Origin of the sequence: Exiguobacterium sp. s34, from assembly GCF_018617435.1 — a bacterium.
Classification (GTDB): Bacteria; Bacillota; Bacilli; order Exiguobacteriales; family Exiguobacteriaceae; genus Exiguobacterium; species Exiguobacterium aestuarii.
The window spans coordinates 451,094-466,248 of sequence record NZ_JACSKE010000003.1 but is presented as its reverse complement, the minus strand read 5'-3'; the positions used below and the strand labels follow the sequence as shown (position 1 = coordinate 466,248).

Annotated in this window: 14 protein-coding genes; 12 read left to right on the top strand and 2 right to left on the bottom strand. The window is 46.5% G+C overall.

The window, feature by feature from the left end; all coding sequences use genetic code 11:
* The first annotated feature begins 99 nt into the window (after positions 1-99).
* From KNO87_RS09430 to nhaC, 5 genes are all read left to right on the top strand, one after another.
* Positions 100-918: a fumarylacetoacetate hydrolase family protein gene (locus KNO87_RS09430; protein ID WP_214795349.1), complete on the top strand. Its 819-nt coding sequence runs from the start codon at positions 100-102 to the stop codon at positions 916-918.
* 111 nt (positions 919-1,029) lie between these two features.
* A complete protein-coding gene (locus KNO87_RS09425) occupies positions 1,030-2,295 on the top strand; it encodes a S1C family serine protease (RefSeq protein ID WP_214795347.1) in 1,266 nt (421 codons plus the stop codon).
* A gap of 56 nt (positions 2,296-2,351) precedes the next feature.
* Positions 2,352-2,696, top strand: coding sequence for a DoxX family protein (locus tag KNO87_RS09420; RefSeq protein ID WP_214788420.1), 345 nt, complete (start codon positions 2,352-2,354; stop codon positions 2,694-2,696).
* Positions 2,697-2,712: 16 nt separating this feature from the next.
* Positions 2,713-3,801, top strand: coding sequence for an amidohydrolase (locus KNO87_RS09415; RefSeq protein ID WP_214795345.1), 1,089 nt, complete (start codon positions 2,713-2,715; stop codon positions 3,799-3,801).
* Between the two features lie 162 nt (positions 3,802-3,963).
* Positions 3,964-5,364, top strand: coding sequence for a Na+/H+ antiporter NhaC (nhaC, locus tag KNO87_RS09410; protein ID WP_371816661.1), 1,401 nt, complete (start codon positions 3,964-3,966; stop codon positions 5,362-5,364).
* An 18-nt stretch (positions 5,365-5,382) separates the two neighbouring features.
* Here nhaC and KNO87_RS09405 read toward each other — a convergent pair whose 3' ends face one another.
* Positions 5,383-6,582, bottom strand: a complete 1,200-nt coding sequence (locus tag KNO87_RS09405) for a helix-turn-helix domain-containing protein (protein ID WP_214795341.1) — start codon at positions 6,580-6,582, stop codon at positions 5,383-5,385.
* A gap of 80 nt (positions 6,583-6,662) precedes the next feature.
* Here KNO87_RS09405 and KNO87_RS09400 point away from each other — a divergent pair, with 80 nt between their 5' ends.
* Both KNO87_RS09400 and KNO87_RS09395 read left to right on the top strand, forming a co-directional pair.
* Positions 6,663-7,793, top strand: coding sequence for a mandelate racemase/muconate lactonizing enzyme family protein (locus tag KNO87_RS09400; protein WP_214795339.1), 1,131 nt, complete (start codon positions 6,663-6,665; stop codon positions 7,791-7,793).
* Positions 7,780-8,451 carry a hypothetical protein gene (locus KNO87_RS09395; protein ID WP_214795337.1) on the top strand — a complete coding sequence of 224 codons (672 nt, stop codon included), beginning with the start codon at positions 7,780-7,782 and terminating at the stop codon, positions 8,449-8,451. Before KNO87_RS09400 ends, KNO87_RS09395 begins: the two co-directional genes overlap by 14 nt.
* Positions 8,452-8,488: 37 nt before the next feature.
* Here the strand turns inward: KNO87_RS09395 and KNO87_RS09390 are convergent, their stop codons facing one another.
* On the bottom strand, positions 8,489-9,238 hold the full coding sequence (locus KNO87_RS09390) for a GDSL-type esterase/lipase family protein (RefSeq protein ID WP_214795335.1): 750 nt from the start codon (positions 9,236-9,238) through the stop codon (positions 8,489-8,491).
* Between the two features lie 118 nt (positions 9,239-9,356).
* Here KNO87_RS09390 and KNO87_RS09385 point away from each other — a divergent pair, with 118 nt between their 5' ends.
* From KNO87_RS09385 to KNO87_RS09365, 5 genes are all read left to right on the top strand, one after another.
* Entirely contained in the window at positions 9,357-10,277 is a 921-nt protein-coding gene (locus tag KNO87_RS09385) for an ABC transporter ATP-binding protein (protein WP_214795333.1), read from the top strand.
* Entirely contained in the window at positions 10,270-11,268 is a 999-nt protein-coding gene (locus KNO87_RS09380) for an ABC transporter permease (RefSeq protein ID WP_251126595.1), read from the top strand. Before KNO87_RS09385 ends, KNO87_RS09380 begins: the two co-directional genes overlap by 8 nt.
* Before the next feature lie 175 nt (positions 11,269-11,443).
* Positions 11,444-12,973: a M4 family metallopeptidase gene (locus tag KNO87_RS09375; protein WP_214795331.1), complete on the top strand. Its 1,530-nt coding sequence runs from the start codon at positions 11,444-11,446 to the stop codon at positions 12,971-12,973.
* Positions 12,974-13,074: 101 nt separating this feature from the next.
* Positions 13,075-13,935, top strand: coding sequence for a PPK2 family polyphosphate kinase (locus KNO87_RS09370; RefSeq protein WP_214795329.1), 861 nt, complete (start codon positions 13,075-13,077; stop codon positions 13,933-13,935).
* 111 nt (positions 13,936-14,046) lie between these two features.
* Positions 14,047-14,637, top strand: coding sequence for an AmiS/UreI family transporter (locus tag KNO87_RS09365; protein WP_214795327.1), 591 nt, complete (start codon positions 14,047-14,049; stop codon positions 14,635-14,637).
* Positions 14,638-15,155: the final 518 nt, after the last annotated feature.

The following is a 15,155-nucleotide window of genomic DNA, read 5'->3' as shown; positions in this document are numbered from 1 at the left end:
CATTTGTGAAGCAAATAAGTGGCGAGTAGTTCACACAAAGTGTAATCGAGGCAGACATGTCTCGATTTTTTGTATAATGATGAAAAAGGGGGATTTTTGATGAAATGGTGTAGTTTTGACATGCAGGAAGAACAACGAGTGGGGATTGTCGAGGGCGATTTTGTCTTCGATGTTAGCAATCAAGTACATACGACAAATTTATTAGAAGTGATTGCCCGTGAGTTCGAACCAGATATTGATTTGGACGTGGCGCCGTCATACCGATTGACGGATGTGAAATTGCTCGCCCCGTATCGTCCTTTGAAAAACGTGATTTGTATCGGGAAGAACTACGAAGAACACGTGAAAGAGATGGATACAGCAGGAGCGGGAAAACTTGTCATTTTCACGAAAGCGCCGACTTCGGTGATCGGTCCGGAAGCGGTCATTGAGCGGCATCCGGATTTGACGGACAAATTAGACTACGAAGGCGAACTCGCTGTCATCATCGGTAAGTCGGGACGAGACATCGAATCGGTCGAGGAACACATTTTTGGATACACGATTCTAAATGACGTGACGGCACGAGACGTGCAAAAAGAACATGTTCAATTTTTCCGTGGGAAGTCGCTCGATACGTTCTGTCCGATGGGACCATTCATCGTGACACCGGACGAGCTACAGTTTCCACTCCGAATCAGAACGGATGTCAACGGTGAGACGCGCCAAGACGGGACGACGGCTGATATGATTCGCCCGATTGATGAGCTTATTCGTACGTTATCGAAAGGCATGACGCTCGAAGCAGGCGACATCATCGCAACAGGTACGCCAGCCGGAGTCGGTCATGGCATGACACCACCGACCTATCTTCAAACGGGAGACACCGTCGAAGTGACGATTCAAGGCCTCGGTACGCTAAGAAATGTGATTGTCTGAATGAAATGACGCAAAATGTGAAGAATCTTGTAATTCATTTATCATTTTATAAATGAGTGTTCCTCTTCGTTATAGTAAGGGTAGAAGATAACACAGAGGAGATGAATCATTATGGATCGTCACGATCAATCAAATGAACGCGATCAATTACATGAATCAGAGCAACAAAAAGATTGGTTAGATACAGAACTCGGTTCATCCAACCGAGAAGAAGCAAAAGTACGAACACAATCAAAACCGTCATTCGTCAGCCGTATGTTCCCAGGACTTGTCGGTGGGATCATCGGGGCATTGCTGACGGGCGCAATCGCTTACCCGTTCATCGACCAACCCGCTACGAGTGTGAGTGACACGAACGTGACCTCACAAGGGACTCCGGTCCAAACGTCATCAAACGTGTCCGATTCTTCAGTCACGAATGCCGTCGCGACTGCTCAACCTGCCGTCGTGACCGTGAACAACTTCGCCCAAACCGGCTTCTCGAGTGAAGCGGTCGAGGCTGGAGTCGGTTCAGGGGTCATCTACAAAAAAGAAGGCGACTCGGCATTTATCGCAACGAACCATCACGTTGTCAATGGGGCAGACAAGCTGACGGTCACGTTTAATGACGGAACGACAGCAGAAGCAACGCTCATGGGAAGTGACGCGACGTATGACTTGGCGGTCTTAAAAGTTGATGCTGACAAAGTACCAGCTGTCATCTCAATCGGAAAATCGAGCGAATTGAAACCAGGTCAAACCGTCATCGCGATCGGGAATCCGCTCGGACAATTCGAGAACTCGGTGACGCGTGGTGTCGTCTCATCGACGTCACGTCTCGTACCGGTGGATACGGATGAGAACGGTCAAGCCGACTTCAACGCTGAGGTCATTCAAACGGATGCAGCCATCAACCCAGGTAACTCGGGCGGTGCATTAATCAATGAAGAAGGACAACTCGTCGGAATCAACTCGATGAAGATTGCAACGGCAGAAGTCGAGGGAGTCGGATTCTCAATTCCAGTCGACATCGCCCTTCCACTCATCAATCAAATCGAACAAACGGGAGAAGTGAACCATCCTTCGCTCGGCGTCTCGCTACGTGATGTGTCAGAGTTCCCTCCAGGTTACTTGACGGAACAAATCAACCTGCCTGAATCGGTAACGGCTGGAACGATTATCGTGGAAGTCCAACAAAATAGTTCAGCTGCGAAAGCGGGTCTTGAAGCGCGTGACGTCATCGTGAAAATCAATGACAAAGAAGTCAGCTCGTTCATCGATCTCCGTAGTGAATTGATCCGGGATACAGATGGAACAGTCGACATCGAATATGTCCGTGACGGAAAAACAGAGACGGTTCAAGTCGAGATTCAAAATGCAAACGGTTCTGCACTGTAAAAGGTGGGCAATATGCCCGCCTTTTTTGCTATGCTTATACAAAAGGAGGATGAGATATGGTTCGAAATTTATATGGGGTGTTACTATTCGGGGCAGGGATTTTACATTTTGTCAGAGAAAAGGCGTTCATGTCGATTATTCCGAAGTCTTGGCCGTTCCGTCGATTGATGGTACAACTGAGCGGAGTCGTTGAAGTTGTCTTCGGGGCGATGCTATTACTGAACAAAGGAACGTCGTTCGTGAAACGGACGCTACCGGCATTCTTTATCGCTGTCTTCCCTGCAAATATCAATATGGCCGTGAAGCCATCTAGAATCGGTGGGAAAGTCATCCCGAAATGGATCACATGGAGTCGATTGCCTTTACAGTGGGTCCTCATCAAAGGCGTCAAAAAAATATAAAGGTGTGGAGATACATATGACAAGCGTAATCAAGTGGTTTGAGCATTTCCATGCTCATCCAGAAATCAGTTGGAAAGAAGTCGAGACGACTCGAACAATCGCATCAATCTTATCAGACTGGTCGATTCCACATCGGACGTTTGAGGATGTGACCGGGGTGATCGCAGAGATCGGATCGGGTGAAGACGTGATCGCGGTCCGAGCCGATATCGATGCGTTATGGCAACAAGTGGACGGAACGTTTCAAGCGAATCATTCATGTGGACACGACGCGAACATCAGCATGGTGCTCGGCGCCCTCGAGCAGTTGAAGGACGAAACGCTACAGAAACGCATTCGTTTTATTTTCCAACCTGCTGAAGAGCAAGGGAACGGGTCGCTCGCTATGATTGAGCGAGGCGCGTTAGAAGACGTGACCCAACTTTTCGGAATTCATTTACGTCCACAAGAAGAGTTGAAAAAAGGGCAATATACGGCAGCGATTCAGCATGGGGCAGCCTTTTTCTTAAAGGGAGAGGTGCTCGGTGATGATGCCCACGGTGCAAGACCGCATCAAGGACAGAACGCACTCGACGTCATCTTTACGATTCAACACATGCTAAAAAGCATTTATTTATCTCCGTTTGAGCCGCATTCCGTCAAATTGACGAAAGTCCACGCCGGGAGCGACAATATGAACATCATTCCGGGAAATGCGACGTTCTCGATTGACGTTCGTGCTCAACAAAATGAAGAATTGTTCGAGTTGCGTAATCGTGTCGAAGACATGTTACTTCAAGTCGGTCAACTTCATCGCGTAAAACTGCAGTGGGAATGGCAGGACTTCACACCTGGAGCCGTCGTCGGGGAACGTTCGAGCCAAATCGCCAAACGAGCGATTGAAGAACGATTTGGTGAGTCGGCTCTTGTCGAACGGATCGTCACGTCAGGTAGCGATGACTTTCATTTTTATACCGTTGAGAAACCGACGCTTGATGCGACGATGATTGGAATCGGGGCTGATTTAGGGCCAGGTCTCCATCATCCGCATATGACATTTGACCGTGATGCGCTAGAAGATGGGGCACTACTTCTTGCGGATGCCCTCCGTATCGCCGCCACATAAGAATCGATGAGTGGGATAGACAGATGTCTGTCCACTCATTTTTTTATTGCATCAAACAAGTGTAAGCGCTATCATAACGTTATTAGCGACAATATAACGACAATTCTGAATTTTCGCTATAGGGGAGGAAGTTACATGGAAACAACGGGGAACAAGCAAGACATGAAATTGGGGTGGGCACTATTACCGCTCGGTGTGATGATCGTCGTCATGCTCATCTCAATCGTCCAGCTCGGACAAGGACCACATATCCCGCTTATCGTCGGGACGGCAGTCGCCTCGATCGTTGCATGGCGCCACGGGTTTAAGTGGAAAGAGATTGAAGAGATGATGTATAAAGGAATTCGTCTCGCCTTGCCGGCAGTCGTCATCATCATTCTCGTCGGGTTGACAATCGGGGCATGGATCGGGGGAGGAATTGTCGCGACGATGATTTATTTCGGATTGAAAATCATCTCACCCGCATACTTTCTTTTAACGATTTGTCTCATCTGTGCGGTCGTCGCGCTCTCAATCGGGAGCTCCTGGTCGACGATGGGAACGATTGGTGTAGCGGGGATGGGCATCGGGCTGAGTATGGGGATACCAGCGCCGATGGTTGCGGGGGCCGTCATCTCTGGTGCTTATTTCGGGGATAAGATGTCACCATTGTCAGATACGACAAACTTGGCGGCAGGTTTAACACATACGAATCTATTCGTACATATCCGACACATGTTATATACGACGATTCCAGGACTAATCATTGCGTTAGGTGTATACGCATGGCTCGGTAGACGGTTTGCGGATTCGACGACGGACTCGTCAGAAATCACACAGACACTCAGTATTCTTGAAGACAGCTTTGTCATCTCTCCATGGTTACTCGTCGTACCGCTCGCGGTCATTTTACTCGTCGCGAAGAAGGTGCCGGCGATTCCTGCACTCGTCGTCGGAATCGCACTTGGCTTCTTGGCTCAAGTGTTCATCCAAGGGGGCACGCTCGCGGACAGCGTAGGCGCTCTCCAAAGTGGCTATGTCATTGATACGGGAAATGAATTGGTTGATAACCTCTTCAGCCGAGGCGGTCTTGATGCGATGATGTATACGGTATCGATGACGATCGTTGCGATGACGTTCGGAGGAATATTAGAATATTCAGGAATGCTTCAATCAATCATGAATCAAATTCTGAAGTTAGCGAAAACAGCAGGTTCGTTGATTGCTTCAACGATTTTAGCAGGGATTGCGACAAATGCGACTTGCTCGGAGCAGTACATCTCAATTGTTGTCCCGTCACGCATGTTTGCCGGGGCTTATGAGAAAATGGGGCTGCAATCGAAGAATCTATCCCGTGCACTCGAAGACGGTGGAACATTGACGTCGGTATTTATTCCGTGGAACACGTGCGGGGTATTCATCCTCGGTACGCTCGGTGTCGGGGCGTTCGAATATGCGCCATACGCCGTCTTAAACTTCATCGTACCGGTTATTTCGATTCTGTATGCCTTTACTGGATATACGATTGAACGCATGGCGGTCATTCAACAAGAAGAACCTGTCGCTGAACAGGCGGCACAGTAAAACAAGAATTCCCGGTCGTCATTCGACCGGGAATTGAAATTTATAGACGTTGCGAGGTCGACCCTGACTGTAGCTCATCTCTTCACCAATCGCATGGATGAGTTTCGCTTCGACTAACTTTTTAATCAGTCGCTCTGTCGTACGTCGAGTCACCTGCAAATAATCGGTCAACTCTTTCGCTGTGAATTCGAGTTGATTAGCTGAGAAGTGAATGATCTTTTCGATATTGGTCGGACTCATGCCGGTTTGTTTCATCATGTTATAGACACGTGTTTGCGTGACGCGGAAATGAATCGGTGACGGTTGATTTGAGAACGTTAATCGCTTCGAATCGTCGACGATTCGTATAGCGGCATCGCCTGTTGTATGAAAGGCTAAACGAGCATGTTCGAGTGCGCGTTTATAATCTGATCCATACCCGATACCGACGTATGCAGACGAATTTTCCAATAGGATGATTCCACTGGAGATGGCGGACTCGATTTTTCCTTTATTCGATAAAAGGACGATACCTTCTTCGTCGGAGTCCATCAATTTGCCGTCGAACAACTGTTGATTTGTCACATGTTGAAGCGTGTCTTCATTCGCATTCGAGTAGAAGAGGACAGCGAATTGTGATTGGTCTGACTTTTTCAATCGAATCTGTTGTAGAAAATCATTGAAATGGTAGAGAATTCTCTCCTTTGGTTCGATCATGAGTTGACTAGCATAACCGCTACTGATCAATCGACGGTGGACTTGCTCCACACTCGTCAAAGCAAATCGTGTCGTCCCGCTTTCTTGCAGCTGTTCATGAAAGGCAATCAAGTCTTCAAGATTCATATGGGGGTGGAGTAGCTTTACTTGTGATGAGGGTACATGATTTGGAAATGATGCGAATATCGATTCCAGTCGGGACATGTCAACGAGATCGATCGAGATGTCTTCTAATCGCACGTGTTGTGTTAACGTCATATATAAGAGTGAAGTCAATAACACGACATCATCTTGAACAACGTGATGAGCATATGGAATGTTCGCCTTCTCGGTCGCGTACGTATACGGAAATGAACCGGAGAAGAAAGCTCCGTCAAAAAACACGAGTTGATCAGCGATGTCTTCCGCCTCGCGTGGGTCATCATAAGGAAACCCTTCAATCCGGACATCCGGTAAAGAAGAATCTTTAATTATTTGTTGAATGAAAGCTGGCGAACCGACGACAGCGATATGGATGGACATCTGAAAATCCCCCTTGCAATTTAACGACTATATAACGACAATATAGAGGAAAGCGCAATCGAAGTAAAGGAGTGAGGAAAATGAATATAAAAAAGATTGAAATTTTCTCAGTTCGTTTCCCGTTAAAAGTTCCGTTTATCGTCAGTTATCATCGTTACGATGATATGCCGTCTGTCATTGTCAAGATGACCACGACTTGTGGACTTGTCGGTTATGGGGAAGCGGTGGCGGACGAGCATGTGACGGGTGAGTCGGCTGAGAGTACGATCAGTGTACTCCGTCATTTGTTAGCACCGCTATTAATCGGAAAAAATCCGTTGCACTTAGAGCGCATTCATGATGAGATGGATCGTGCAATTCGCGGGGTCCCGGCAGCAAAAGCGGCACTCGATATCGCTTGTCATGACTTGATCGGGAAAAAATTAAATCAACCGATCTATGAATGGATTGGTGGTCGGTACCATGAGTCATTCCCGGTCACACACGTCTTAAGTATCGGGGAACCAAGTCATATGGCACAAGAGGCACTCGAACAAATCAATCAAGGCTACACGGCCGTGAAGATGAAAGTCGGGGTCGATGTGCAAACGGACGTGGCACGTGTCAAAGCCGTAAGAGAAGCGGTAGGACCGGATGTTCCGATTCGAGTCGATGTCAATCAAGGATGGGTCAACGCGGCCAACACCGTTCAGGCGATGCGTCTGCTCGAGCCATATGGAATCGATTGGGTGGAACAACCGGTTCGAGCAGATGATTTTGAAGGCATGCTGGAAGTGAAGCAAAAAATTGCGGTTCCGCTCATGATGGATGAAGGGTTGAAAGACATTCACGATATGAGACGCTTGACGATGATGCAGGCGGCACATAAAGCAAACATTAAATTGATGAAGTGTGGCGGCATTTATCCGGCGAAAAAGTTGGTGCATATGGCCGAAATGTCTGGAATTGAATGTCAGATCGGGTCAATGGTCGAATCTTCGATTGCATCAAGTGCAGGTTTCCATGTCGCTTTCTCTAGTCACATCGTAAAAACGGTCGAACTGACAGGACCTCTCCGGTTCGGGAAAGATGTCGGAAACTTATCATATGATTTACCGATTATCTCATTAAATGATCAACCTGGTCTCGGAATTGACGTCGATGAAGACGTTCTACGTGAACTGACGATTGATTCATATGTGATTGGAGAAGAGTCGCATGTGGCAAGGTGACGTGAAAGATCTTTCGCTTCACGTGCACGTTCTGAGCTTGTCAGATTTACCTGAACTATTGTCTCTTCAGGAAACGGTGATTCAGGCATTGGCTGAACCAGAGCACTATCAGTCGTTATCCATTGAAGAGTTCACGAAACTGTTGACGGATCAAACGTTGGTTGGAGCAATACATGAAGGACGTCTCATTGCATTCAGAGCCATGCTCATCCCACCAATTGACGACGAACATTTAGGTCGAGATATCGGTTGGCCTGACGCTTCGCTTGAGCGTGTTCTCTATCAAGAAGTGACGAACGTCCATCCAGATTTCAGGGGATACGGGCTACAGACACACTTAGGGAAACTATTGATGGCACAGTGCGAGACCGACGACCGATTCGATGTCGTCTGCGCGACCGTCGCACCGTTCAATATTCCGAGCATGAAAGATAAGTTCACGCTCGGACTCCGAATCGGGGCATTGAAAGAAAAGTATGGTGGAAAACTCCGTTATATTTTTTATAAGGAGTTACATCGCACATGGCAACCTACTTCAGAAGCGATGGATGTGCCGATGGAAAATCAGATGAAACAAGTTGAGTTGCTACAGACAGGTTGGCGAGGGACTGGTCTCATGAAACATGGAGAACAGTGGGTCGTTCGATACGAAAAATAAAAATATCCTCGTCAGCTTATGTTGACGAGGATTTTGTTTATTCGAGAACGAAGAGTACATCATTCGCGAATTTTTCATACGTACGGTCACTCGGATGAAATTGATCGGTCGCGAGATCACGTGATAAGTCAGAGATATAAGCGAATGGATCGATTACATCAATGTTTTGCGCGTTCGCCAACTGTTTCGCGGATGCGTTCCAGTCGAGGATGAGTTGATTGAATGCTTGCCCGTTCTCATCATTTTGGAACGGATTGTAAAGACCGATATAGACGATGGTCGCCGAGTCGTTGAGCGCACGGATCTCAGAAAAAATCGTTTCGAGGTTTGTCTTCGCATCCGTAACGACTTGTTGAATGTCGACAGACTCGAAATTATCGACGTTTTCCCCACGGTTGAACAAATCGTTTCCGCCGATGGTTAGTGTGATATATCGGGCGTTCTCAATCGTGCGACGCACTTCAGGTTGCTCAAGTTGAGCGAGTAAATCTTCAGTTCGTGCCCCAGAAACGGCTAAGTTTTGGGTACGGAGCGATTCATCTTCCAAACCTTCGCTGACAGGTTGTACATATCCTGCGCCTGATGTCGACCCGACTCCGCGAGTCAACGAATCGCCAAGCGCGACGTAGATATCTCCTTCTGGTTCAGGACGCTCGTCTTCAGAGACGGACAGTGTTCGTTCTGGCGGATTAACGATATCTTGATAACCAATCCAAAGACCGTATAACGCGATTCCCGTCAAGAGAACGGCGCCAGTTAAAAATGCATACCATTTCGACTGTTTCATGGGCTGACCTCGCTTTCTATACAAACATCATATCAAAAATGTATGGATGTGCCCTATGTGAATGTTCGAATAGGACAGATTCGATTTTGTCCGATAGAATAAGAAAAGAGGTGAGACAATGGAACCGACGTTAAAGTTACATCAACTGACAAAAGTGATTGGAAAGAAGACAATCATCGATAATATTTCGCTAGAAGTCAATCCAGGAGAAGTATTCGGTTTTTTAGGACCGAACGGGGCCGGGAAGACGACTACGATTCGGATGATTGTTGGTTTGATTAAACCGACGAAAGGAAATGTTTCCATTTGTGGCTATCGAGTCGACAAGCAATTCGTTCAAGCGATGAATCAAATTGGAGCCATCGTCGAGAATCCAGAACTGTATAAATTCTTATCCGGACGTGAGAATTTAGAAGCGTTCGCGCGCATGTTGCCTGGTGTGGATGACAAAAGGATTCAAGAAGTGATTGACCTCGTCGATTTGACCGCTCGAATCGATGACAAAGTGAAGACGTACTCGCTCGGGATGCGTCAGCGGCTCGGGATTGCTCAGGCGTTATTGAACAATCCACGTGTCCTCATTTTAGATGAGCCGACGAATGGTCTTGATCCGATGGGGATTCGAGATTTACGACTATTTATTCGTCGACTCGTTGAAGAGACTGGACTCAGTGTTCTCGTCTCGAGTCACATCTTAGCGGAGATTGAATTGTTGGCGGACCGCGTTGCCATCATGTCGAGAGGGAAGATTGTCAAAGTGGGCACAGTTCAAGCCTTAATTGAGGAACTTGCTTCGACGGTCGATTTGCATGTCACCAATAGCTTTGAAGTGTTACCAATCGTTCAAGGTTACGAGGGCATTGATCAGGCGGACGTGATCGATGAAAGGACGATTCGAATCTCGATGAACGTCGAGGAGACAGCGAAGTTGAATCGATACTTAATGGAACGAGATGTTGACGTTTTCGGACTCGAACGCCGAGTGCAGACGCTAGAAGATCTCTTCATTACATTAACGGGTGGTGATCATATTGCCTAATCCATCCATGCTCGGACTCATTCGGAACGAAGTACTTAAAATTCATCGGAAGCGCAGATTGATGGTCGTTTCCATCATCTTGATTGTTCTCGTCTCGATGTTCACATACGCGAACTATCGTCAAATCGAGAAACAACGTGAAGAACAAGGGACGATCGACTGGCGTGTCGACCTTCAGCAAGAGATTATCGATACACAGAACCGACTCGCTTCTGCGAACGTGCAGGACGAGTTCCGACAAATCCTTGAGTTTCGAGTCCAACAGAACCAATACTATTTAGATAATGACATCAACCCGAGCTATCCGGGTGCCCCTACGTTCATGCGCGTCTTCTTTTCACAAGGTACGACGCTCGTGCTACCGCTCTTTATTATCGTGTTGATGGCAGATATCATTAGTGGGGAACATAATGATGGGACAATCAAGACGCTGCTGTCCCGACCGGTCCGGCGTTATAAAATCTTGCTTGCCAAATGGCTGACGACGCTTTTATACACGTCGATCTTAATATTTGTGACTGCCGTCGTCAGTTATGCCATATCGGGGATTGTTCTCGGTTGGGACGGGTGGACAGCTCCGATCTTGACAGGATTCCAAGCGTCACCGACCGGCACATTCTCGACCGATTTCGTTCATACGTTGCCAATGTGGGAGTACTTGCTCATGTCGATGGGGCTATCGTGGCTTGTCGTGGCTGCTGTCGGTACAATTTCTCTCATGATCTCGGTGCTGGTGAAAAATACGGCAACTGGAATCGGCATCATGATGGCCGTCCTCATTTCCGGACCACTTTTGACATCACTCGGCTCAAATTGGGATAGCTCGAAATACCTGGTGAACGTCAACTTCGGCCTTCATACCTATTTGGAGGGACAAGCCCCTCCGATTGAGGGGATGACGTTACCATTTTCGTTACTCATCATTCTCATCTGGTCAATGGCCGCTCTGGCGTATGCGTTTTATCACTTCACGCAAAAAGATGTATATTAATATTTATAGTGCCCCCCTCCTGGGTGGCACTTTTTTTAATGACTAAATGATTATGAATAAGAACAAATTAGTTCTATATACTCAATATTTAGAATTGTCAAAATAATTAAAAAGTTGGATACATTGTTTGTGGGAAACTGTGTAAAGTAAGAATCATCACAAAGGAGGTAAACACATGAAAAAAGTTGTATCTACATCATTAATCGCAGGTGTCCTACTCGTACCACAATTGGTCGGGGCGGCAGAATTGAAGTCAGGTACGTTGACGAAACCATCTGAAAGTGCTCCGACGACAATCGTCAAAGAGTACGTAAAATCAAAAGGTGAGTTCAAAACGATCGAATCGAAGTCAGACAAACTCGGTAAAGTCGTCAAATTACAACAGACTGTCGACGGAGTGCCAGTATTCGGTGGTGTTGTTGTCGGTGTGGTGGACGAAGATGGACAATTGAAGACAGTCGTAGACGATGCGAAATCGGTGAAGAATCTACATAAGTCAATCAAATTGAGCGAAAAGAAAGCCATCGCAAGCTATAAAGAGCTTGTCGGACATAAAGGGGCTTACGAGCTTGAACCAGAAGCTGAATTGGTCGTTTATCCATCTGGTGAAAAATCTGTATACGCGTATCAAGTGACCGGAACCATTTTAGACGCGGAAGAACCGTCACGTTGGACATACTTCATCGATGCGGGTACTGGAGAAGTTCTTAACAAATTCGATCAATTGGCACACGCTAAACCGACGAACGGTGTGACAGGAACTACATATACAGGAACAGGAATCGATGTTCTTGGATACAGTCAGACGTTCAAAACGACAAAGAGTGGTTCATACTACTATTTACAGGATTCAACACGTGGAAAAGGGATCTACACATACGATGCCGGGAACCGTACAAGACTTCCAGGTTCGCTATGGGCTGACGTCGATAACGTCTTAAATACGACGTATGACCGTGCAGCAGTTTCGGCACACGTCAACGCGACGAAGACGTATGATTTCTATAAGAACACATATGGACGAAACAGTTACGATAACGCTGGTGCGGCCCTTAACTCGACGGTTCACTATAGCCGTAGCTACAACAACGCATTCTGGGACGGAAGCAAGATGGTATATGGTGACGGAGATGGTCAGACGTTCACATACCTCTCTGGCGCACTTGATGTTGTCGCGCACGAATTGACACACGCGGTCACAGAGTATACGGCAGGATTGATCTATCAAAACGAGTCGGGTGCCATCAACGAAGCGGTGTCTGATATCTTAGGTACAGTTGCGGAATACAGTGTCGGAACTAACTTCGACTGGTTGGTAGGGGAAGACATCTACACTCCAGGAGTGGCAGGAGACGGACTTCGTTCAATGTCGAACCCGGCTGCATATGGAGATCCAGATCACTACTCGAAACGTTACACAGGAACACAAGACAATGGTGGAGTTCACATCAACTCAGGTATCGTGAACAAAGCGGCATACCTCTTAGGTAACGGTGGATCGCATTACGGCGTATCTGTGCAAGGTGTAGGAGTCATGGAGATGGGTGACATCTACTACCGTGCGCTCAATGTTTACTTGACGCCAACATCAAACTTCTCAAGCCTCCGTCAAGCTGTCGTTCAATCGGCGAAAGATCTTTACGGTGCGACAAGCCCACAAGCGGTATCGGCTGCGAAATCATTTGATGCTGTCGGAATCTACTAAGAATCAATTTAAGAAATCCTTTCCGAATTGTTTCGGAAAGGATTTTTTGTGTCGATTTGGGGTAAATCAAATTGGAATGCTAAGTGAAAAGGAGAACCAAGATGAATCTAAAAAAATATATGGCCGCAGCGAGCACTCAAGTTCAATTAACGGATTATTCTACCCGTGTTGACGATCGACCTGATGATTCGGAATTGACCGATGAACTGATTCCGAATAGTGTGGAACGGTTGAAAGAACTGCATTGGAGACTATATGCCGAGAGCAAGACCGGTATCGTCGTCGTCTTGCAAGCACTTGATGCAGGCGGGAAAGACGAGGCGATCAGCTATATCTTTTCAAATTTGAACGCCCAAGGATTAAAGACGAATGCATTTCAGAAACCGTCTGATACGGAGAAAAAACATGACTACCTATGGCGAATGCACGATTTATTGCCAGAGCGCGGTCAAGTCGGAATCTTGAATCGTTCGCATTATGAAGAAGTGATTGCGCCTCGAGTTCATGACTTGTTAGGGGACGAGGTACTTCCGGATGAGGTTGATCAAGATAAAGTGTGGGAGATGCGATATCGCCAAATTAACGATTACGAATTGTATTTAAAAGAGAACGGGTTTGAAGTCATCAAGTTCTTCTTCAACGTTTCGAAGGAAAAACAGCGCGATCGTTTGCTTGAACGATTGAAAGATCCTAAAAAAAATTGGGAATTCTCATTTAGCGATGTGGAAGAGCGTCAATATTGGGATGATTATCAAAAGATATTCGAAGAGATGATCACGCACACATCAACAGACGTTTCTCCATGGTATATCTTGCCGGCCGATGATGAGTGGTACAGTCGTTACATCATTTCTTCCGTTATGATCGATGTCCTCGAACGAATTGATCCACAATATCCGACGTTTTCAGAAGAAGAGCAAGAACGTATCGATGAAGCGATTCAAATGCTTGAAAATGAATAACGGATGACGTTCTCGTGAACAATCAAAAATCCCCTTGCACTGAAAGCGAATTCAAGCTAAAGTGATACAGTAGAATAGAGGTCAGACATCTGTACAAAAGGGGTAATGAGTGTGGGTAACGTAAGTTTATTATTTGGTGGCGTCGCGCTATTTTTAAATAGTCTCGTCCTTCTCGGGAAGGTTGACATGAAGAGTGCTGGTGTTTTCAGTTTGTTCACTGGAATCTTGCAAACGTTTATCGCAACATGGTTACTGATTGGGGCAAGTCCTGAAGAACAGTTCGGTCTTGCAAGCATCTATCTGTTCGCGTTCACTTATTTATACGTTGGTGTGACGTTTATTTTGAACTTAGACGGACGTGGCGTCGGCTGGTTCTCATTATTCGTTTCTATCGCAGCCGCATTTTATGGGGTAATAGCGATTGCAGCAGCCGATCCAATGGGAGCGTTGACATGGTTTTTCTGGTCACTTTTATGGGGACTCTTCTTTTTCGGGATGGGTCTTGGCAAACCGAACGAGGCCATCACGGCACGTGTCGCTCTCGTATTGTCGTGGTTGACTCTGATCGTTCCTGCGATGATTGGGATGGCCGGACTCATGAACGGATTATACGACATCATCTGGTGGGCAGCGAGTGGGACAGCAATACTCTACTTCATCGTTTCGGTCAAACGAACGAAACAGGCAGTGGAAGTGGCTTAATACTATAAAAAAATCATAGAAGGTCATCTGGTGAAGTTTTATCACATCAGATGACCTTTTTGTATAGCGTGAAATAGTTTGTTATATACTATTTTAAAGAGAAAATGTTACGCAGAAAGAGGGGTATGGATTGGAAGCCTTGAAAGCATTGAAAAGTCGACTTGTAGACAATCGATTAGAAGTACAGAGGGAAGAGGGAGAGATTGAGACTTTATTATTTTTCTTCAATCAGCCTGCGACAGAACTTGAAATCAAACGATTACCAATAAGAACACCTGAGGACATGATGCACTTTTTGAAAATGCATAATGGCGCACGACTATTTGTCCACCCGGCATATGGGGGGGAATCCAACTCCTTTCTGTAGATGAAATCATCGAATATCGTGATGTATGGGAGTGTCCTGATCGTTTCATTCCCATAGGTACCGGTATGGATGGGGAATGGATTGTGTGCGAAATTGTCAACGAACATGAAAACTACATTTGGGTCGGTGAATTTTTGACTTACGAAGATGA